The sequence below is a fragment of the Longimicrobium sp. genome (assembly GCA_036377595.1).
GTDB lineage: Bacteria > Gemmatimonadota > Gemmatimonadetes > Longimicrobiales > Longimicrobiaceae > Longimicrobium.
This window is the reverse complement of sequence record DASUYB010000071.1, coordinates 18,577-36,704: the sequence shown is the minus strand read 5'-3', so window position 1 is coordinate 36,704 and position 18,128 is coordinate 18,577. Positions and strand designations below refer to the sequence as shown.

Annotated in this window: 23 protein-coding genes; 19 read left to right on the top strand and 4 right to left on the bottom strand. The window is 70.0% G+C overall.

Annotation, left to right across the window (positions count from 1 at the left end):
* Positions 1 to 212: 212 nt before the first annotated feature.
* The 4 genes from VF092_10435 to VF092_10420 all read left to right on the top strand — a co-directional run bounded on the left by VF092_10435 (position 213) and on the right by VF092_10420 (position 2,891).
* On the top strand, positions 213 to 566 hold the full coding sequence (locus tag VF092_10435; protein HEX6747696.1) for a hypothetical protein: 354 nt from the start codon (positions 213 to 215) through the stop codon (positions 564 to 566).
* Positions 567 to 576: 10 nt separating this feature from the next.
* Entirely contained in the window at positions 577 to 1,485 is a 909-nt protein-coding gene (dapA, locus tag VF092_10430; protein HEX6747695.1) for a 4-hydroxy-tetrahydrodipicolinate synthase, read from the top strand.
* 224 nt (positions 1,486 to 1,709) lie between these two features.
* The gene (gene dapB, locus VF092_10425) at positions 1,710 to 2,501 is read left to right on the top strand and encodes a 4-hydroxy-tetrahydrodipicolinate reductase (protein HEX6747694.1); all 792 of its coding nucleotides are present in this window, start codon (positions 1,710 to 1,712) and stop codon (positions 2,499 to 2,501) included.
* Positions 2,502 to 2,558: 57 nt separating this feature from the next.
* Complete coding sequence (locus VF092_10420) at positions 2,559 to 2,891, top strand: hypothetical protein (GenBank protein ID HEX6747693.1); 333 nt, start codon at positions 2,559 to 2,561, stop codon at positions 2,889 to 2,891.
* A gap of 3 nt (positions 2,892 to 2,894) precedes the next feature.
* On the opposite strand, the gene VF092_10415 is transcribed toward VF092_10420, so the two are convergent.
* Entirely contained in the window at positions 2,895 to 3,152 is a 258-nt protein-coding gene (locus VF092_10415) for a DUF2442 domain-containing protein (GenBank protein ID HEX6747692.1), read from the bottom strand.
* A gap of 95 nt (positions 3,153 to 3,247) precedes the next feature.
* On the opposite strand from VF092_10415, the gene VF092_10410 reads away from it, so the two are divergent.
* The 5 genes from VF092_10410 to VF092_10390 all read left to right on the top strand — a co-directional run bounded on the left by VF092_10410 (position 3,248) and on the right by VF092_10390 (position 7,046).
* On the top strand, positions 3,248 to 3,472 hold the full coding sequence (locus VF092_10410) for a hypothetical protein (GenBank protein HEX6747691.1): 225 nt from the start codon (positions 3,248 to 3,250) through the stop codon (positions 3,470 to 3,472).
* Positions 3,456 to 3,851 (top strand): type II toxin-antitoxin system VapC family toxin, encoded by a 396-nt coding sequence (locus VF092_10405; protein ID HEX6747690.1) that lies wholly within the window; start codon positions 3,456 to 3,458, stop codon positions 3,849 to 3,851. The genes VF092_10410 and VF092_10405 overlap by 17 nt, the downstream gene beginning before the upstream one ends.
* Positions 3,852 to 3,971: 120 nt before the next feature.
* Positions 3,972 to 4,655, top strand: coding sequence for an MgtC/SapB family protein (locus tag VF092_10400; GenBank protein ID HEX6747689.1), 684 nt, complete (start codon positions 3,972 to 3,974; stop codon positions 4,653 to 4,655).
* A gap of 203 nt (positions 4,656 to 4,858) precedes the next feature.
* A complete protein-coding gene (locus tag VF092_10395) occupies positions 4,859 to 5,893 on the top strand; it encodes a D-2-hydroxyacid dehydrogenase (protein HEX6747688.1) in 1,035 nt (344 codons plus the stop codon).
* Between the two features lies 1 nt (position 5,894).
* A complete protein-coding gene (locus VF092_10390; GenBank protein HEX6747687.1) occupies positions 5,895 to 7,046 on the top strand; it encodes a PilT/PilU family type 4a pilus ATPase in 1,152 nt (383 codons plus the stop codon).
* A 442-nt stretch (positions 7,047 to 7,488) separates the two neighbouring features.
* On the opposite strand, the gene VF092_10385 is transcribed toward VF092_10390, so the two are convergent.
* The gene (locus tag VF092_10385; GenBank protein HEX6747686.1) at positions 7,489 to 7,809 is read right to left on the bottom strand and encodes a hypothetical protein; all 321 of its coding nucleotides are present in this window, start codon (positions 7,807 to 7,809) and stop codon (positions 7,489 to 7,491) included.
* Positions 7,810 to 8,165: 356 nt separating this feature from the next.
* Here VF092_10385 and VF092_10380 point away from each other — a divergent pair, with 356 nt between their 5' ends.
* The 4 genes from VF092_10380 (at position 8,166) to VF092_10365 (ending at position 10,997) form a co-directional block, all read left to right on the top strand.
* The gene (locus VF092_10380; protein ID HEX6747685.1) at positions 8,166 to 8,402 is read left to right on the top strand and encodes a hypothetical protein; all 237 of its coding nucleotides are present in this window, start codon (positions 8,166 to 8,168) and stop codon (positions 8,400 to 8,402) included.
* A 164-nt stretch (positions 8,403 to 8,566) separates the two neighbouring features.
* Positions 8,567 to 9,061, top strand: coding sequence for a DUF456 domain-containing protein (locus tag VF092_10375; protein ID HEX6747684.1), 495 nt, complete (start codon positions 8,567 to 8,569; stop codon positions 9,059 to 9,061).
* 224 nt (positions 9,062 to 9,285) lie between these two features.
* Positions 9,286 to 10,344, top strand: coding sequence for a glycosyl hydrolase family 18 protein (locus VF092_10370; GenBank protein HEX6747683.1), 1,059 nt, complete (start codon positions 9,286 to 9,288; stop codon positions 10,342 to 10,344).
* A 179-nt stretch (positions 10,345 to 10,523) separates the two neighbouring features.
* Positions 10,524 to 10,997 carry a YbhB/YbcL family Raf kinase inhibitor-like protein gene (locus VF092_10365; protein ID HEX6747682.1) on the top strand — a complete coding sequence of 158 codons (474 nt, stop codon included), beginning with the start codon at positions 10,524 to 10,526 and terminating at the stop codon, positions 10,995 to 10,997.
* An 82-nt stretch (positions 10,998 to 11,079) separates the two neighbouring features.
* Here VF092_10365 and VF092_10360 read toward each other — a convergent pair whose 3' ends face one another.
* Together VF092_10360 and VF092_10355 are read right to left on the bottom strand one after the other, a co-directional pair.
* On the bottom strand, positions 11,080 to 11,265 hold the full coding sequence (locus VF092_10360; GenBank protein ID HEX6747681.1) for a hypothetical protein: 186 nt from the start codon (positions 11,263 to 11,265) through the stop codon (positions 11,080 to 11,082).
* 209 nt (positions 11,266 to 11,474) lie between these two features.
* Complete coding sequence (locus tag VF092_10355; GenBank protein ID HEX6747680.1) at positions 11,475 to 11,933, bottom strand: hypothetical protein; 459 nt, start codon at positions 11,931 to 11,933, stop codon at positions 11,475 to 11,477.
* Positions 11,934 to 12,220: 287 nt separating this feature from the next.
* On the opposite strand from VF092_10355, the gene VF092_10350 reads away from it, so the two are divergent.
* The 6 genes from VF092_10350 (at position 12,221) to hisF (ending at position 17,997) form a co-directional block, all read left to right on the top strand.
* Positions 12,221 to 13,510, top strand: a complete 1,290-nt coding sequence (locus tag VF092_10350; protein HEX6747679.1) for an adenylosuccinate synthase — start codon at positions 12,221 to 12,223, stop codon at positions 13,508 to 13,510.
* Between the two features lie 188 nt (positions 13,511 to 13,698).
* Entirely contained in the window at positions 13,699 to 14,850 is a 1,152-nt protein-coding gene (gene hisC / locus VF092_10345; GenBank protein HEX6747678.1) for a histidinol-phosphate transaminase, read from the top strand.
* On the top strand, positions 14,847 to 15,443 hold the full coding sequence (hisB, locus tag VF092_10340) for an imidazoleglycerol-phosphate dehydratase HisB (GenBank protein ID HEX6747677.1): 597 nt from the start codon (positions 14,847 to 14,849) through the stop codon (positions 15,441 to 15,443). The genes hisC and hisB overlap by 4 nt, the downstream gene beginning before the upstream one ends.
* Positions 15,440 to 16,060, top strand: coding sequence for an imidazole glycerol phosphate synthase subunit HisH (hisH, locus tag VF092_10335; protein HEX6747676.1), 621 nt, complete (start codon positions 15,440 to 15,442; stop codon positions 16,058 to 16,060). The genes hisB and hisH overlap by 4 nt, the downstream gene beginning before the upstream one ends.
* A gap of 264 nt (positions 16,061 to 16,324) precedes the next feature.
* Positions 16,325 to 17,221 (top strand): diaminopimelate epimerase, encoded by an 897-nt coding sequence (gene dapF, locus VF092_10330; protein HEX6747675.1) that lies wholly within the window; start codon positions 16,325 to 16,327, stop codon positions 17,219 to 17,221.
* A complete protein-coding gene (gene hisF / locus VF092_10325; protein HEX6747674.1) occupies positions 17,218 to 17,997 on the top strand; it encodes an imidazole glycerol phosphate synthase subunit HisF in 780 nt (259 codons plus the stop codon). The genes dapF and hisF overlap by 4 nt, the downstream gene beginning before the upstream one ends.
* Positions 17,998 to 18,128 lie beyond the last annotated feature (131 nt).

Below are 18,128 nucleotides of genomic sequence, written 5' to 3'. Positions count from 1 at the left end.
GCACTGGGCACTGGGCACTGGGCACTGGGCACTGGGCACTGGGCACTGGGCACTGGGCACTGGGCACTGGGCACTGGGCACTGGGCACTGGGCACTGGGCACTGGGCACTGGGCACTGGGCACTCAGGACTTGGGACTTAGGACTCAGGACCGCAGTTCTTCGGTACGGTCCGTGCGTTCGCCACGGTGACCCGGAAGACGAGGAGAGGACGATGGTGGAAGAACGCTACGATTCCGACGACACCACGATCGTGCGCGGCAAGCAGGCCGCCGAGCAGCCCCGCGAGAACCCCGCCGGCGACGAGCCCGCGGGCCGCGAGCCGGCCGACACGATGCTGACGCTCGTCTGCGAGAACTGCGGCAAGGACTACTTCTTCGACGACGAGCCGCCGCCCGAGAACATGAAGTGCGAGAAGTGCGGCGGCACCGTGTTCCGCTCCTTCTACGACTCGGTCGGCGACGAGGCGGCGGACGACTTCCGCGACAGCACCGACCGCGACCTGGACCCCGACGACCCCGAGGGCGACGTGATGCCCGGCGACATCATGGACCTCAACCGGCTCTAGGGGACGGACGATGGCGGACGGCGGGCGGCCCAACCTCCTGTTCACCGGCTCGGGCGTGGCGCTCGTCACCCCGTTCGACGACGGCGGGGTGAACGAGGCGGCGATGCGCGAGCTGGTGCGCTTCCACCTGCGCGAGGGCACCGACGCGCTGGTGGTCAACGGCAGCACCGGCGAGGCGACCACCATGTCGCCCGACGAGCAGCGCCGCGCGGCGGAGATCGTCGCCGACGAGGCGGGGAAGAAGATCCCCGTGATCGTCGGCTGCGGCGGGAGCGACACGGCGGTGGTCTCGCGGCTGGCGGCCAACGCGCGCGCGGCCGGGGCGGACGCGATCCTCGTCTCGCCGCCGCCGTACAACAAGCCGCCGCAGCGCGGGATCATCGCCCACATCCGCGCGGTGATCGACGCGGCGGACCTGCCGTGCGTGGTCTACAACGTCCCCGGCCGCACCGCGTGCAACATCCTCCCCGAAACGGTGGAGGCGCTGGCCGAGGACCCGCGCGTGGTGGGCGTGAAGGAGGCCAGCGGCGACATCACCCAGGTGGCCGAGATCTGCCGGCGCGTGGGCGACCGCGTCGGCGTCTACTCGGGCAACGACGACCAGGTGGTGCCGCTGATGGCGCTCGGTGGCGTGGGCGTCATCTCCGTGCTGGCCAACATCGCCCCGGCCGACACCTCGCGCATGGCGAAGGCGTTCCTGGAGGGCGACGTGGCCGAGTCGCGGCGGCTGCAGCACCGCTATCTCCCGCTCATCGCCGCGATCTTCCGCGAATCCAACCCCATCCCCGTGAAAACGGCCGTGGGGATGCTCGGCTTCGACGTCGGCCCGCTCCGCCTCCCCCTGGTCGAGGCCAGCGACGCCGTGAAGCAGGAGCTGCGCGAGGCGATGGCGGCGGTGGGGCTGCTGAAGGGCTCCTGAGCCGCGCGAGGCCCTCTCCCTGGCGCTTCGCGCCTATCCCTCCCCCGAAACGGCCCGGGGGAGGGACGTGCTCGCTTCGCTCGTGACGCGCGGACGCGGCCTCGCGCGCGGGGATCGCTGCGGCCGGGAAGTCCGCGAAGGCGCTGCGAAGGCAGACTGCGTGTCGTCGTAGCCGCGAGTTCACTCGCATCATACTCCACCACCATCCCGCAGAATCGACCGAGATGCCCGAGCCGGTCCGCATCGTCCTGAGCGGCGCCACGGGGCGCATGGGGCAGACGCTGGCGCGCATGATCCACGAGGACGACGCGCTGCGGCTGGTCGGCGGCATCGGCAAGATGCCCGAGCCCGCGTGCGACGTTGGCTGCCCGGTGGTGGAGACGCCCGAGACCGCCGGCGAGTGGATCCGCGGCGCCGACGTGGTGATCGACTTCTCCGCCCCCGAGCTCCTCCGCCGCATCCTGGAGATGCACGGCGACACCCTCGCCGGGAAGGCGCTGGTCGTCGGCACCACGGGGCTGGGGGATGAAGAGCGGGGGATGCTGGAGACGGCCGCGCGCCGCGCCGCCGTGCTGCAGGCGGCGAACTTCAGCGTGGGCGTGAACCTGCTGGTGGCTCTCGCCCAGCGCGCCGCCCAGGTGCTGGGCGACGACTACGACGTGGAGATCGTGGAGGCCCACCACCGCCGCAAGGCCGACGCGCCCAGCGGCACCGCCCTCGCGCTGGGCGAGGCGATCGCCCGCGGTCGCGGCGTCGGCCTCGGCGACGTGCGGATCGACGGGCGCAGCGGCCGCCCCGGCGAGCGCCCGCGCGGGCAGGTCGCCTTCCACGCCCTGCGCGGCGGCGACATCGTCGGCGAGCACCGCGTGATGCTGATCGGCGAGCGCGAGCGCATCGAGCTGGCCCACCTGGCGCAGGACCGCGCGCTCTTCGCCGAAGGCGCCCTCCGCGCTGCGAGGTGGATCGCCGGCAAGCCGGCGGGCGCCTACACGATGAACGACGTGCTGGGGCTCTGACGCGCGCGCGGACGCATCACACCTGCGGGTGGTGCGATGAATGATTTACCCAGGCCGGTGAAACGCCTTCTGCGCGACCAAGCGGCGCGGGCGTACGACGAGGAGCTGCGCCGCGCGCTCGTTCCGCTGGCCAACCATTTCGACGACTGGCGGCAAGGCGGGATCAACAGTGCCGAGCTCGTGGAACTGATCGAGAAGTTCGATCGTGGACCCGCCCGTCGGATCTGGGCGCGATACTACGACAGCGACCTGGTGATGTCGGTCGCATACGCAGTCCACATCGGCATCCTGGACCGTGAAACTGTGCCCGCCGAGGCGCTCGATGCGCTCCGGCGGGCACTTGAATTCTATGCTGAGCAGGACCGACGGCAGGGATGGCCGGCGGTCTGAGGTCTACATGGGACGCGGCTTCGGGCGCACGGCGGGCACGCCATCAAGCATTCCGCGCACACTGATGTCCTCGTCGACGTCCGGCCAATGCACGCCGTCGCCGGAGCCGATCAGGCGCCAGTTCGCTCGCTGGTCCGGCGTGGCATCCGACAGCCGCCACGACCAGGCAAGCGGTACGCTGATCGTCCGTCCGTCCGCGAGCTCGGCGATGATTTTGTCGTCCGTTACGCGAACGTGGGTAACGCGGCACCTGTATTCCACTGTCGAATTTCAAGGCAGTTGAGTGGGCTGTATGAAATCGACAAAATTACGTATCTTACGTGAACATGGAAGTCACCTTCCCGGAGGAGGTCCGGATGTCGGCGCTGGAAGAGGAGATCGCCGAGCGGCTGAAGAAGCTCCGTCCCGAACAGCGTGAGCAGGTACTGGAGTATACGCGCTCGCTCGGCAAGAAGCCGCTGCAGGGTACCCCGAGCGAGGCACTGCGTCCCTTCCTTGGCATCTGGAGCGCCGAGGAAGCAGACGAGATCGAGCGCTATATCAAGGAGACCTGCGAGCGCGTCGATGCCGATGAGTGGTAGCCTGCTGCTGGATACCAGCGTCGTGATCGCCATTTTCAGGCATAGCCCTGAGGCCGAACGGCTCGTCAACGGCGGCGCGAAAACATTCCTCCCGGTCCCCGCGCTGGGAGAGCTCTTCAACGGGGTGCCGCGTTCGCGACACCCCGATCTTACGCTGGCGCAGATCACCTCGTTCACCGCGACGGTCGAGATCCTGTCGTGCGATGCCGAAACGGCTCGGATTTACGGCGATATCAAGCATGACCTCTGGAGCAAAGGCCGCCCATTGCCGGAGAACGACATGTGGATCGCGGCCATCGCGCGCCAGCACGGTCTCACCGTCGCCACCCGCGACGCTCATTTCGACCAGATCGTCGGACTTCCTGTAGAGAAGGTTTAGGTTCGACTGCTTCCCCGCTTGCTCCCCACCCGCCGCCGCCGCAATTTCGTCACGTTCCCGTAACACGCTGCACGTTCCCAGTCTACGCGCGCGGTGGAACACTTCCTCATCTCTATCGGATTGCCGGCCTCGCTCGTCGCGGCGCTGAAGCTGGCGACGCTGGGGCGGCTGCTGCTGGCGGCGGTGCTCGGCGGGCTGATCGGGCTGGAGCGCGAGCTGAAGGCCAAGCCGGCCGGCCTGCGCACCACGATCCTGATCTGCGTGGGCGCCACGCTCTTCACCGAGCTGTCGCTGGACCTGGCGATGCTGGCCACCAGCGGCGGGGAGGCGCTGCGCGCGGACCCTGCGCGGCTGGCGGCGCAGATCATCCCGGGCATCGGCTTCATCGGCGCGGGCGCCATCCTGCACGGCCGCAACAAGGTGAGCGGCCTGACGACGGCGGCGACGCTCTGGGTGGTGACGGCCATCGGCATCGGCGTGGGCGCGGGTGCGTACGTCGAGGCGATCGGCGCCACGGTGATGGTGCTCGGCACCCTGCTCGCGCTCGGCCGCCTCGAGCGCGTGGTGCGCCGCCGCCTGAGCAACCGCCGCTACACCGCCGCGCTCGAGGCCGGCAGCGACGCGCTGGAGCGCGTGGAGGCGCTGCTCCGCGACCGTAAGGCGGAGATCCGCATGGACACTATCGACAAGGTGGGCAACGACGTGGAGATCACCTTCCGCGTGATCGGCCCGCAGCACGAGCACGAGAAGCTGGTGAAGCACATGCTCCGCGACGAAGGCGTCCGCCGCTTCAATCGCAGCTGACGGGACTCGTCGCGGAATCCTCCTGCATCGCGCGGATTTCTCGTCCGCAGTCCCGCAGGGACTTTGTGCGGTTGTTGCCGTGAATTCCATTCGCCCCGACGCCGCTCGAGTGGAGGTGGAGATCAGGAGCCCGTCTCGCGAGAGGCGGGCTTCTTCGCCATCTTCCCGCGTCTTTTCTCCCGAAACGCCGAACCCGCTGCCGAATGCCCGGGCGCCGACGCATCGTCTTCAACCTGCGTGAGCGCAGGCCGATCTGGAGCGCGCCGGAGTGGGCGCTCGACGAGATTCGCGCGGCGCTGCCGGACGGCTGGGAGCTCGTCGCCATTCGCGGCGCCGCGGACGGGACGGGGGATGGCGGCGGCGTGGGGGCCGAGGTGCTCGACGCCGTCCGCGGCGCGGAGGTCTACCTGGGGTGGGGCGTGCCGCGCGACGTCTTTCTCGCGGCGGGAGATGCGCTGCGCTGGGCGCACTCCGCGTCCGCCGGCGTGGGCGGCGCGCTGTACCCGGAGATGCGCGAGTCCGGCGTGATCCTCACCAACAGCGCGGGGACGCACGCGGAGCCGATCGCCGATACCGTGCTGGCGATGATCGCGTACTTCGCGCGCGGACTGGACTGGGCCGTTCACGCACAGGCGGAGCGGCGATGGGACAAGTCGCGGTTCGACGAGGCCGACTCGCCGATCCGCGAGCTGGCGGAGAGCACGGTGGGGCTGCTGGGGCTGGGCGGGATCGGCCGTGCGGTCGCGAAGCGCGCGTCCGCGCTGGGGATGCGCGTCGTCGCGATGCGGCGCTCGTCCGCGGAGGGGCCGCCGGGGGTGGAGGTGGTGACGGGGGAGGGCGCGCTCGATCGACTGCTCTCCATCTCCGACTATTTCGTGGTGACCGTGCCGCGGACCGCGGAGACGGAGGGGATGATCGGCGCGCGCGAGCTGGCCCGCCTCTCCCGCCACGCGGTGGTGATCAACGTGTCGCGCGGCGACGTGGTGGACGAGCGGGCGCTGGCGGACGCGCTGGCGGCGGGGCGCCTTCGCGGCGCGGGGCTGGACGTGTTCGCGCGCGAGCCGCTGCCGCGGGAATCGCCGCTCTGGGGCCTTCCCAATGCCCTCGTGCTTCCCCATGTTTCCGGCACATCCCATCGCTTCTGGCGGCGCGAGACGGACCTGATCGTGGGAAACCTGCGCCGCTACCTCTCGGGCGAGCCCCTGTTGAATACCGTCGACAAGCAGGCCGGGTACTGACGTGAGCACCACCGAACCGACCGTCGACCAGCGCGGCGGCGACCTCCGCGACGCGGTCGAGAACATCATCAAGGCGGCCGTGGCCCGCGGCGCCAGCGACCTGCACGTCAAGTCGGGCGACGTGTTCCGCGCCCGCATCAACGGGCAGCTGATCCCCTTCACCAAGCAGCGGCTGACGCCCGACCAGACGCGGGCCATCGCCGGCTTCCTGATCCCGCACGAGCGCGACCGGGCGCGGCTCGACGACATCACCGACTACGACTGCTCGTGGGGGCTGGCGGGCGTGGGCCGCTTCCGCGTGAACATCCTGCGGCAGCGCGGGTCGTTCATGATCGTGATGCGGGTGATCCCCATCGAGATCCCCACCTTCGAGCAGCTGGGGCTGCCACCGGTGCTGGCCGACGTCGCCGCGCTGGAGCGCGGGCTGGTGCTGGTGACGGGGGTGACCGGGTCGGGGAAGAGCAGCACGCAGGCGGCCATGATCGGCTACATGAACCAGAACATGCGCCGCCACGTGGTCACGCTCGAGAACCCCATCGAGTTCCTGCACCGCGACATCAACTGCTCCATCACCCAGCGCGAGATCGGCGTCGACACCGACGACTTCCGCCACGGCCTGCGCGCCGCGCTGCGCCAGGACCCCGACGTCATCCTGATCGGCGAGATGCGCGACACGGAGAGCATCGACATCGCGCTCAAGTCGGCCGAGACGGGGCACCTGGTGATCTCCACCGTGCACACGCGCGACGCGGCGTCCACCATCTCGCGCCTCGTGGCCGTCTTCCCGCCCGAGGAGCAGGGGATCGTGCGGCTGCGCCTGGCCGAGCAGCTGCAGTCCGTCATCTCCCAGCGCCTCCTGCCGCGCCGCGACGGCAAGGGGCGCGTGCTGGCCGCCGAGGTGATGGTGGTGACGGGGACGATCCGCGACTGCATCGCCGATCCGGCGCGGCTGGAGGAGATCCGCGAGCACATCGCCGAGGGGCGGGTGACGTACGGGATGCAGACCTTCGACCAGTGCCTGATGGACCTGGTGCAGAAGGACGAGGTGGAGTACGAGGTGGCCAAGGCCGCCGCGACGAACCCGGGCGACTTCGAGCTGAAGATGAACATGCTCTCGTCGCGCGGCGGGTCGATGAGCCAGTCGTACTACTAGGGGACAGGGGACAGCAGGAAAGGGCCCCCGGCGGCTTCGTCGCGCCGGGGGCCTGTCTCCATTCCAGGTGCCTTGCCTCCGTTTGCACCCCACCGGACGATGTCATTCCGAAGGCGCTGCGCCGCCCTCTCCTCCCATGCCGAAGCCGTGGCGCCTGAGGAATCTGTGGCCGGCTCCCGAGCCACAGGCCGCCTGTCGCTCGGACGCATGCCACAGATTCCTCGGGCGCCGCCTGGCATCAGCGCGATTGGAGGTTCGGAGCAGCGGCGCCGCTGAATAGAAAGTAGATCGCCTAAGTCGTTGTGGTGCAGGTGATTATGACTTTCATCCTCCGTGGTCGCGCGCAGCGCGGTGTACGACTCGGAATGACATCTGATCGGAATGCACAATCAATTGCGGCAGCCGGTATCATCATTCCGTCGTCGAATGCCGCGGGGCCGTCCTACAGCTCGATCACGCAGCCCATCGGATCGCAGGTTTCCTGCTGGGTGCAGCCGTAGCCACAGTTCCACGTGTCGACCGTCGCGCACCCTTCCATGCAGGTGCATCCCCACGCCGTCTCGCAGGTCTGCGTGCTGTTGGGCGTGTCGGGGCAGCCGAAGATGGCGCAGGTGCCGCCCCAGCTCTCCGGCTGGCAGGTGCCGCAGTTGGTGTCGCCGACGAACGTCTCCTGCCCGCGCACCGTCCCCCGCCGCCGCCCGTCGCGCACGATGTCGAACGACTCCACCTGCAGCGCGTCGACGTCCAGCTTCAGCTTCCGCATGCTTCGCCTCCTCGGGAAAGGGGTCTGACGCTTCGGCTTTACCGCGATTCCGTGACGCTCTGACGCATCCCGCAGTGGATTGCGTGCTGCTACGGCGCGGAACGGGCGGTGTGAGCTGCAAGGTGACTGCATCGTGCCGCAAGAGCAAGGAAGTCCGCGCCGCCGCGGGCCACGGTGTCGGTGCCCGGCCGGCAGCGTTGCACGTGGTTCTTGCAGGTCGCCGGCAGGAACACGCATGTTTAGGCATCCGGCCCAGCCTTTCGAGACACAATCCCGCAGGGAACCCAACACTCGCCATGAATCGCGGCCGAGGACCCTCCTCGCGCCGGCATTGCCCCACCTCCCGGAGGAAACACATGCGCAAGATCCGACTGGACCTGGAAGAGCTCGTGGTGGAAGCGTTCGCGACGACCGGTGGAAAGCAGGCCCTCCGGGGCACGGTCCGCGGGCACGAATCGGAGGTGTGCTGGACGAACTTCTGCGATTCACCGGGCGGCTCCAACGGGGCGGGATGCTTCGATCCCAACAGTCTCAGCGGGATGGGCGGGTGCATCTGCCCGCGCCAGGTCGCTTCGGCCGAGCAACCCTGCTGAGGCTGGACGTCTCGGGGGATTCTGTTGGACGGCGGGCCGCGATGTTGTCTCGTGCCCGCCGATCGTCCTGAAACATCCGAGGCCCGCGGCACGTCGTTGGGGACGGCGCCGCGGGCCTCGTGCTTGCGGCTACGGATTCGTCGAACCGTGAACGGGACTGGATGATGCCTTTCGCTCTTCTCGCGCTGGCGCAGCTCGCGGGGCTGCTGCTGGTGCCGCTCGGGCTGCCGGGCACCTGGCTGCAGGTGGCGGCCATCGGGGTGTTCGCGTACTACACGCGCTGGGGCGGCCCAGGGTGGACGGTGTTCGGCATCGCGCTGCTGCTGGCGGTCATCGCCGAGGTGGTGGAGTTCATCCTCGGCGGGCGCTTCGCGCGGAAGTACGGTGGCAGCCGGCGCGCGGGGTGGGGCGCCATCCTGGGCGGGCTGATCGGCGCGTTCGTCGGCATCCCCATCCCCATCATCGGCAGCGTGATCGGCGCGTTCATCGGCGCGTTCGTGGGCGCGGCGGTGCTGGAGATGACGAAGAATCCCGAGATGCGCGGCGCCATGCGCGTGGGGTGGGGCGCCTTCCTGGGCCGCCTGGTCGCCGCCGCGATGAAGTCCGCCGTCAGCGTGCTGATCGGCGTCATCGCCGTGGGCGCGGCAGTGCTGCGGTGAGCCTGGAGGCGCAGCTCGCCGTCCAGCCTCGACGCCACCTTCCTCCTCGTCGCCTGCGCGGTGGAGATCCAGCGCGGGCTCTTCCGCTTCTCCTCTCCCCCATCCCCACCCGCGCGCTGATCCGCGCCGGCGCCGCATCTCCCGATCTGTCCGTGGGCGCACACGACCGGTAAGATCCCGCTCCACACGCTGACACAGGTCCCACCGCCACACGGAGCTTTCGGGTGATCGGGAGATTCGCGACGTCGCTCGCGTTCGCCGCGCTGCTGCTGGTGCCGCGCTCGCCGCTGGATGCGCAGCGCGCGGGCGAGCGGCTGTTCTACATGGTCGACACGCAGGAGAGCTGGGAGAGCTTCCGCCGCAACGTGTCGCGCATCGATGTCGTCGCGCCCGACGGCTACAAGGTGGACGGCGACGGCGTGGTGTGGGGCGACGTCGATCCGCGCGTGCTGCGGCTGGCGCGCGAGCACCGCGTCCGCGTGATGCCGCTGCTGGTGAACCAGGGCTTCGACCAGGCCATCCTGCACGCGTGGCTCTCCAACCCCGACGCGCGGCGCCGGTCGATCGAGTCGCTGGTGGAGCTCTGCCGGCGCAACGCCTTCTGGGGGATCCAGCTCGACGTCGAGAACGTGCCGCTCTCCGACCGCGACGCGTTCACGCAGCTGGTGCGCGAGGCATCGACCGCGCTGCACGGCGCCGGATTCCGGATCAGCGCGGCCGTCGTCCATCGCCCCGACGAGCTGGCGGGGGCGACGCAGTATCAGAAGTGGCTGTTCGCCAACTGGCGCGTGGGGTACGACCTGCCGGCCATCGCGCCCGCGCTGGACTTCGTGTCGGTGATGACGTACGCGCAGCACACGCGCCGCACGCCGCCGGGCCCGCAGGCGGCGGTGAACTGGGACGACGAGGTGATCCGCTACGTCCTCCGCTCCGTACCGGCGGAGAAGGTGTCGCTGGGCATTCCCACGGGCGCGCAGCACTGGTACACGTCGCAGGAAGACCGCATCACCCCCGAGCTGGCGCGCTCGTACAGCGAGCAGATCTCCCACGCCCGCGCGATGTCGCTGATTGAGCGCTACGGCGCGCGGCTGGAGTGGGACGACGAGGCGCAGGTGCCGTTCGCGCACTACGCCCGCGCGGGGACGTGGGAGTGGATCTTCATGGAGAACGCGCGCAGCTTCCGCGCGAAGCTCGGCCTCGTCGAGCGCCACCGGCTGCGCGGGATCTCCGTCTGGGTGCTCGGCCCCGAGGACCCGGAGATCTGGACCGTGCTCGCGCGGTGATCTCCATCTCGCGTCGCCCGGCGCGATCCGTGCGGCGGTTTGGAAGGCTGTCGTCCCACCGTCGGGAGGCGCGGATGAGCCGTCGTGGAGGTCGCATCGCTCGCGCACTGGTGATCGTGCTGCCGTGCCTCGCCATCCCCGCGTGTTCTCGCGAGCGTCCCAGGGCCCCGGAGGCGCCGATGACCCTCTCCCTGACCTCCACCGCGTTCGGCGCGAACGGCTCCATCCCCGCCGTGCACACCTGCGACGGGCGCGACCTGTCGCCGCCGCTGGCATGGAGCGCCGTGCCGGCCGAGGCGAAGTCGCTGGCGCTGATCGTCGACGACCCCGACGCGCCCGACCCGGCGGCGCCGAAGACCACGTGGGTGCACTGGGTGCTCTACAACATCCCGCCGTCCGCGACGGGGCTGGAGGCGGGCGCGAGCCAGGGCCGCCTTCCGCCGGGGACGCAGCAGGGACGCAACGACTGGAAGCGCGCCGGCTACGGCGGCCCGTGCCCGCCCGTGGGCCGCCACCGCTACTTCCACAAGCTCTACGCCCTCGACACCACGCTGGACCTGAAGGAGCCGACCAAGGGTGACTTGGAGAAGGCGATGGAGGGCCACATCCTCGCCCGCGGCGAACTGGTGGGGACGTATCAGCGCACGCGGTGAGGCGCCGAACCCAAGGTCAGCACGAGAACGGCCCCGGAGCGTGATCTCCCCGAGGCCGTTCCACGTTCGCGGATCGATTGGTTCAGTGCCGGCGTTCCGCCGCCTGCTTCGTGGTGATCCAGATCACGCCGTTGCGGCCGGCGACGTCAGCCACGGCCTCGGCTTCCGACCCCGTCAGCAACCGAACCGAGGCGATGCGGTCCGGGTCGATGACGTTGAACCCACCCGAGCCGTTCCCACTGACGTATCGTTGGCCGTCGATGTACACGGGTACCGGTTCTCCCCGTCCTTGATACGAGCTCAGTAGTCGCGCCGCCTCCGCGTGCTTCACGTCCGAAGACACTGCCGGTGGAGCGACCTGATCCGTACTCCGGCATCCCACGAGAGCGCACGAGATTGCGGCGGCGATCGCGAAGCGGAGAGTTCCTGTCCTCATTGACTTCTCCTTCTCTCTGGCTTTTGCCAGCTCCGTCGTGGCTAGCCCGTGTACACTTCCATTCGGCAGTCAGGATAGACGATCAGGATTCCTACGACCGTCCCCGATGTCGGCTCGACGATGGCGTAAACACCAGGCCTCAACTTGCAGGGGCTTTCCTCGTCGAGCCGCAGCGGAACCCGGGGCCGCGATCGCGAGCTGAAACCGTGCGTCGAGAGGGTGGAGACGTCTGAGGACGATGGCTCCAACCGGTACTCCCGGGCACTCCCCGCTTGCAGCCTCTCGTGGATTTCGACGTCGTTCGCGGAGATCGTTACCGCGATCCGCGGGGCCGCCGTGACGAGATTCGCGAAGCGGCTTTCAATGGTGGCATTCAGAGGCAATGACACCGCCGGCGCTGTCGGGTGCACGGGCGCCGAATCACAGCCGCTCACAGCAAAAACGAGCAGCGAAAGGATCGAGGCGGTGTAGCGCGGGATGGAAAGGGCGAGAATCTTCATTGTCGGCTCCTGGCGTGGCCCGTTGATGAGTGCAGAATAATTGGCTACATATGAACGTCAAGGCTTTCGATGCGGCTCCTACCCTTGAAGGGGCGCAGGCCGCGTGATTGACACCCGCATCCGCCGCCGCGTAGGTTCAGCACAGGATGCGTCAGGCGCGGTCCCATGGATGTGGGGCCGCGCCTGCGCGTTCGTGCGCCCGGCGCGATCCCTGCAGCCCGTCCGCGGGTTCGGCGATGGCGTCGGCGGAATGACTTCAGGTTCGCTCGGAACGGCTTCGGGAAGCGATGAGCAAAGGTAGCTGCGTGGTGATCGTCGGCTCGCAGTGGGGCGACGAGGGGAAGGGAAAGATCGTCGACGTGCTCGCGGAGAGCATCGACATCGTGGCACGGTACCAGGGCGGCGCCAACGCGGGGCACACGGTGCACGTGGGCGCCGACGAGTTCATCCTCCACCAGATCCCCAGCGGGATCCTGCACCCGGGGCGCGTCTGCCTGCTGGGCAACGGCGTGGTGTTCGATCCCTTCCAGTTCTTCGAGGAGCTGGACGAGATCCGCGCCAAGGTGCCCGACGCCGAGCGGCGCGTGGGCGTCAGCGGCCGCGCGCATCTCCTCCTCTACTACCACAAGCTGCTGGACCGTGCGTCGGAGGCCAGCCGCGGCGCGGGGAAGATCGGCACCACCGGGCGTGGCATCGGCCCGGCGTACGAGGACAAGGTCGCGCGCCAGGGGATCCGCGTGGCCGACCTGCGCGACCCCGCGCGCGCCGAGGAACTGCTCCGCCGCGCCGCCGAGCGCATCAACCGCAAGCTCTCGCTCTTCGACAGCACCGAGAAGGTCGACGCCGACCTCCTCGTGCGCGACGTGATGGGGATCCGCGAGCGGCTGCTGGCGCTGATGGTGGACACCGGCCGCGTGATCCAGGACGCGCTGAACGCCGGCAAGCGCGTCCTCCTCGAAGGCGCCCAGGGCGCGCTGCTGGACGTGGACCACGGCACCTATCCCTACGTCACCTCGTCGAACACCACGGCGGGCGGCGCGGGGCTGGGCGTGGGGATCGGGCCCACGATGATCGACGACGTGGTGGGCGTGGTGAAGGCCTACACCACGCGCGTGGGCGAGGGCCCGCTCCCCACCGAGCTCCCCAGCCCGCTGCAGGAGGAGATCCGCGAGAAGGGCGGCGAGTTCGGCGCGACGACAGGGCGTCCGCGGCGCTGCGGGTGGTTCGACGCGGTCGTCGTGCGCTACGCGGCGCGGGTGAACGGGCTGACCGGGCTGGCGGTGACCAAGCTCGACGTGCTCGACGGGCTGGAGGAGCTGAAGATCGCTAACCGCTACCAGGCGGGCGGCGAGACGCTGGACGACTTCCCCGGCGACCTGGCGCTGCTGGAGGACGCGAAGCCGGAGTACGAATCGCTCCCCGGCTGGAGCGAAAAGACGTCGGACGCGCGCCGCTGGGAGGATCTCCCCGAGGCGGCGCACCGCTACCTCCGGCGGCTGGAGGAGCTCACGGGCGTGCCGATCTGGTACGTCTCCGTCGGCACCCGCCGCGACCAGATCATCCACGTGGCGCGGTAGGGCCCCTCATCCCCCCGACCCCCTTCTCCCGACTGCAGGAGAAGGGGGGAGAACTGCGGGGATGGTTCGCGGTGAGTTGCAGTTGCAGTTCACCTCTCCTGCTGTCGGGAGAGGTCGAAGAACAGCGTTGACAGCAGTATCGTCAACGCTGTTCTTCGGGTGAGGGCCCCCGCGCAGCGGGGACACGCGTGGATCTATCGTCGAAGCTGTTGGAGCAGATGACGGACGTGCAGCAGGCGTCGGAGGCGGAGATCGAGAGCGCGCTGCGGTGGATCAAGCCGTCGGTGCGCTCGCTGGGCGCGTACACCCTCCGGCCGTACGAGCCGCGCATCAAGCTCAACCAGAACGAGAGCCCGTACGACGTTCCCGGCGAGCTGAAGCGCCGCATCGCCAAGCGGCTGAAGGACCGGCCGTGGAACCGCTATCCCCCGTTCGTCGCCAGCAACTTCATCCAGGCGGTGAGCGAGGCCACGCACTGGCCGTCGGACGGTATTCTCGTGGCCAACGGCAGCAATGAGCTGATCCAGGCCATCCTCGCCGTCACCGTCGGCGCGGGCACCACCGTCGTCATCCCCGAGCCCACGTTCACGCTCTACCGGCTGATGACGGAGGTGCACGCGGGCGCCGTGGCCTCCGTGCCGCTGACGGACGAGCTGCGCTTCGACGTGGACGCCATCGTCCGCTCCGCGCGCGAGACCGACGCGGCCGTGGTCGTCCTCTGCACGCCGAACAATCCCACCGGCTGCTGGCTGACCGAGGACGAGATCCTGCGCGTTCACGACGACACGGACGCGCTGGTCCTGCTCGACCAGGCGTACGTGGAGTTCGGGGGATTCGACGCGATCCCGCTCCTCGACGCCCGCCCCCGCCTCGTCGTCCTGCGCACCTTCAGCAAGGCGATGGCGCTCGCGGGACTCCGCGCCGGGTACATGCTGGCGCACCCCGCGCTCGCGGCAGAGGTGCACAAGGCCAAGCTGCCGTACAACATCAACTTCTTCACCGAGGTCGCCGCGGCCGAGGTGCTGCGGGGGCGGGCGCTGCTGGCGGAGAACGTCGCCCACATCCGCGCCGAGCGCGACCGGTTGCTGCGCGAGATGCGCGGCACGCCTGGCATCCGCGTGTACGACAGCGCGGCCAACTTCGTGCTCTTCCGCGTCGACGCGCCGGGGATCACCCACACGCAGCTGTTCGATCGCCTCCTGAAGGAGCACGGGATCCTGGTGCGCGACGTGAGCAAGTACGTGATGCTGGAGCGCTGCCTGCGCGTGAACGCCGGCACGCCGGACGAGACGGGCGCCTTCCTCGACGCGCTCCGGTCGATCATGGGTGACGCACGATGAGCCGCACGGCCACGCGGGAGCGGAAGACGCGCGAGACGGAGATCCGCGTCTCGCTCGACCTGGACGGCGCCGGCGAAGCGCGGGTGCAGACGGGGATCGGCTTCTTCGACCACATGCTCGACGCGCTCGCCCGCCACTCGGGGATGAGCCTCGAGGTCGACTGCCGCGGCGATCTCCACATCGACCAGCACCACACGGTGGAGGACGTGGGGATCGTGATCGGCGGGTGCGTGCTGGACGCGCTCGGCGACAAGCGCGGGATCGCGCGGTTCGCCGACGCCACGGTGCCGCTGGACGAGGCGCTGGTGCGCGCGGTGGTGGACGTCTCCGGACGCCCGTTCCTGCACTTCGACGTGCCGCTCCCCTGCGACCAGATGCGCATCGGCGAGTTCGACGCGTCGCTCTCCGCCGAGTTCTGGCGCGCGTTCGCCACCGAGGCGCGGATCACGATGCACCTGGACGGCAACCGCGGCGACAACGCGCACCACATCGTGGAGGCCACGTTCAAGGCCGCCGCCCGCGCGCTGGGCGCCGCCGTGCGCATCGACCCGCGCCGCGCGGACATGGTCCCGTCGACCAAGGGCGCGCTGTGAGCCGCGTCACCATCCTCGACTACGGCGCGGGGAACCTGCGCTCCGTGGCCAAGGCGTTCGAGCACGAGGGCGCCGGCGTCGTCCTCACCGCCGACCCGGCCGAGGCGAAGCGCGCGGAGCGGCTCGTCCTCCCCGGCCAGGGCCATTTCGGGCAGTGCATGACGCGGCTGATGGATGCCGGGCTGGACGACGCCGTCCGCGAGCACGTCGCCAGCGGCCGCCCGTTCCTGGGCATCTGCGTGGGGATGCAGCTGCTGTTCGACGAAAGCGAGGAGGCGCCGGACGTCCGCGGGCTGGGGCTGCTCCCGGGCCCGGTGCAGCGGCTGCGGACGGATCTCCCGCTGCCGCACGTCGGCTGGAATTCCGTCGAGTTCATCCGCGCCGCGGAGAGCGATCCGCTGCTGACGGGCGTGGCGGGACCGGAGCCGCGCTACTTCTACCACGTGCACAGCTACGGCGTGCTGGAGAGCGACGGCGAGCACGTCCTCGGCCGCTGCGTCTACGACGACGCGTTCGCCAGCATCGTGGGCCGCAACAACGTCTGGGGCATCCAGTTCCACCCCGAGAAGAGCCAGGAGGACGGGCTCCGCATCCTGCGCAACTTCGCGGGGATGTAGATTCGCCCGCGACGAGTGGGCCGGGCGTGGCCGCGGCCGATCTTCCCCCCCACCCCCGGCCCCTCCCCCACGAGGGGGAGGGATGGGGGAGGGGAGACCCCAGCGCGAGAACCAGCGTCGGCGCTGAGTTCTCCCCCGCCCCTGCGAAGCGGGGGAGGGGGCCGGGGGGAGGGGGCCGCCCGCGGCCGCGATCAGGCCCGCTGGTCGCACGAATGTCGTCCAGCAATCGTCTGGATGAGGATCGACAAGGGGATTGATGACCTGATGCCGGAACGCGCTGCCTTCTTCAAGGGCCACGGGCTCGGGAACGACTACATCGCGGTGGAGATGGACGGGCTGCCGTTCGACCTCACCCCGCCCGCCGTGCGCCTCGTCTGCGACCGCAACACCGGCGTGGGCTCCGACGGGATCCTGGCCGGGGTGCCGAGCGAGGCGGCGGACTTCGGCGTGCGCATCTTCAACCCCGACGGCAGCGAGGCGGAGAAGAGCGGCAATGGGCTGCGCATCTTCGCCGCCTACCTGCTGGACCGCGGGCGGGTGCGCATCGGCCCGCCGTTCACGGTGGAGACGCCGGGCGGGATCGTGCGCGTGCGCATCGTGGACGAGAGCGACGACGGCGTGCTGGACGTGGAGGTGGAGATGGGCACCGCGTCCTTCCGCAGCGCCGACGTGGGTCTCTCCGGGCCCGACCGCGAGACGGAGAACGAGCTGCTGGAGCTTCCCGGCGGCGACCGCGTGGCCATCAACACCGTCTCCGTCGGCAACCCGCACTGCGTGGTCTTCCAGGACGAGCTGGACGTGGAGACGCTGCGCCGCATCGCCCCGACGATCAGCACGCACGCCGACTTCGCGCGGGGGACCAACGTGCAGTTCGCCGTCGCCACGGGCGAGCCGGACGCGGTGGAGGCGTGGGTGTGGGAGCGCGGCGCCGGCGAGACGCGCGCCTCGGGCTCCAGCGCCTGCGCCGTGGCCGCCGCCGCCGTGCGCCGCGGGATGGTGAGCGAGCGGCAGGTGGCGGTGCGGATGCCCGGCGGCACGCTGCACGTGAGCGTGCGCGACGACTGGAGCCTGGTCCTCCGCGGCCCCGTGGAGGACGTCTGCCGCGGCGAGCTGACGGACGGGATGCTCCGCCGCCTCCGCGCGCTGGGGTTCGGTTCGTGAGCCTGGCCAAGCGCATCATCCCCTGCCTGGACGTGAAGGACGGCAGGGTGGTGAAGGGGATCCAGTTCGTCGGCCTCCGCGACGCGGGCGATCCCGTGGAGCAGGCGGTGCGCTACGACGCCGAGCGGGCGGACGAGCTCTGCTTCCTCGACATCACCGCCAGCCACGAGGGGCGGCAGGCCACGCAGGAGATGATCCGCCGTACCGCGGACAGCGTCTTCATCCCCTTCACCGTGGGCGGCGGCGTCCGCTCGGTCGACGACTTCATCGCCATCCTCGGCGCCGGCGCGGACAAGGTCTCCGTCAACACCGCCGCCGTGGACGACCCCGAGCTCGTCGCCCGCGCGGCGGACCACTTCGGCTCGCAATGCGTCGTCGTCGCCATCGACGCGCGGCGGGCCACGCCGGAGATGCTGGATCGCACTCCGTCGGGCTTCGAGGTGTTCACCCACGGCGGGCGGCGGGGGACGGGGATCGACGCGGTGGAGTGGGCGCGGCGCGTGGAGTCGCTGGGCGCGGGGGAGATCCTGCTGACCTCGATGGACCGCGACGGCACGCGCGACGGGTACGACCTGGAGCTCACCGGCGCCGTGGCCGCGGCCGTGCGCATCCCGGTGATCGCGTCGGGTGGGGCGGGCGCGCTGGAGCACCTGGACGAGGCGCTGGCCGCGGGGGCGCACGCCGTGCTCGCCGCCTCCATCTTCCACTTCGGCGAGTTCACCCTGGCCGAGGCGCGGCGTTATCTTGCCGGCCGCGGCCACCACGTCCGCGTGTGATTCGCTGAAGAGATGGTCTCACGCAGAGGAGCAGAGGCAGCAGAGGGTTCTTCGTGGTTCTCTGCTTCCATCGCATGAAACGACGGATCACCATCCCCGGCCCGCTCGTTGCAGGGAGCCGGGCGGCTTCG

Bases quoted from the DNA above. Each gene is read 5' to 3' on its own strand.
- VF092_10355 (HEX6747680.1), bottom strand. From the start codon at position 11,933: ATGAAGATTCTCGCCCTTTCCATCCCGCGCTACACCGCCTCGATCCTT.
- VF092_10380 (HEX6747685.1), top strand. From the start codon at position 8,166: ATGCGCAAGATCCGACTGGACCTGGAAGAGCTCGTGGTGGAAGCGTTC.
- VF092_10410 (HEX6747691.1), top strand. From the start codon at position 3,248: ATGTCGGCGCTGGAAGAGGAGATCGCCGAGCGGCTGAAGAAGCTCCGT.
- VF092_10385 (HEX6747686.1), bottom strand. From the start codon at position 7,809: ATGCGGAAGCTGAAGCTGGACGTCGACGCGCTGCAGGTGGAGTCGTTC.
- VF092_10375 (HEX6747684.1), top strand. From the start codon at position 8,567: ATGCCTTTCGCTCTTCTCGCGCTGGCGCAGCTCGCGGGGCTGCTGCTG.
- VF092_10395 (HEX6747688.1), top strand. From the start codon at position 4,859: ATGCCCGGGCGCCGACGCATCGTCTTCAACCTGCGTGAGCGCAGGCCG.
- hisB (HEX6747677.1), top strand. From the start codon at position 14,847: ATGAGCCGCACGGCCACGCGGGAGCGGAAGACGCGCGAGACGGAGATC.
- VF092_10405 (HEX6747690.1), top strand. From the start codon at position 3,456: ATGCCGATGAGTGGTAGCCTGCTGCTGGATACCAGCGTCGTGATCGCC.
- dapA (HEX6747695.1), top strand. From the start codon at position 577: ATGGCGGACGGCGGGCGGCCCAACCTCCTGTTCACCGGCTCGGGCGTG.
- VF092_10350 (HEX6747679.1), top strand. From the start codon at position 12,221: ATGAGCAAAGGTAGCTGCGTGGTGATCGTCGGCTCGCAGTGGGGCGAC.
- dapB (HEX6747694.1), top strand. From the start codon at position 1,710: ATGCCCGAGCCGGTCCGCATCGTCCTGAGCGGCGCCACGGGGCGCATG.
- dapF (HEX6747675.1), top strand. From the start codon at position 16,325: ATGCCGGAACGCGCTGCCTTCTTCAAGGGCCACGGGCTCGGGAACGAC.
- VF092_10365 (HEX6747682.1), top strand. From the start codon at position 10,524: ATGACCCTCTCCCTGACCTCCACCGCGTTCGGCGCGAACGGCTCCATC.
- VF092_10435 (HEX6747696.1), top strand. From the start codon at position 213: ATGGTGGAAGAACGCTACGATTCCGACGACACCACGATCGTGCGCGGC.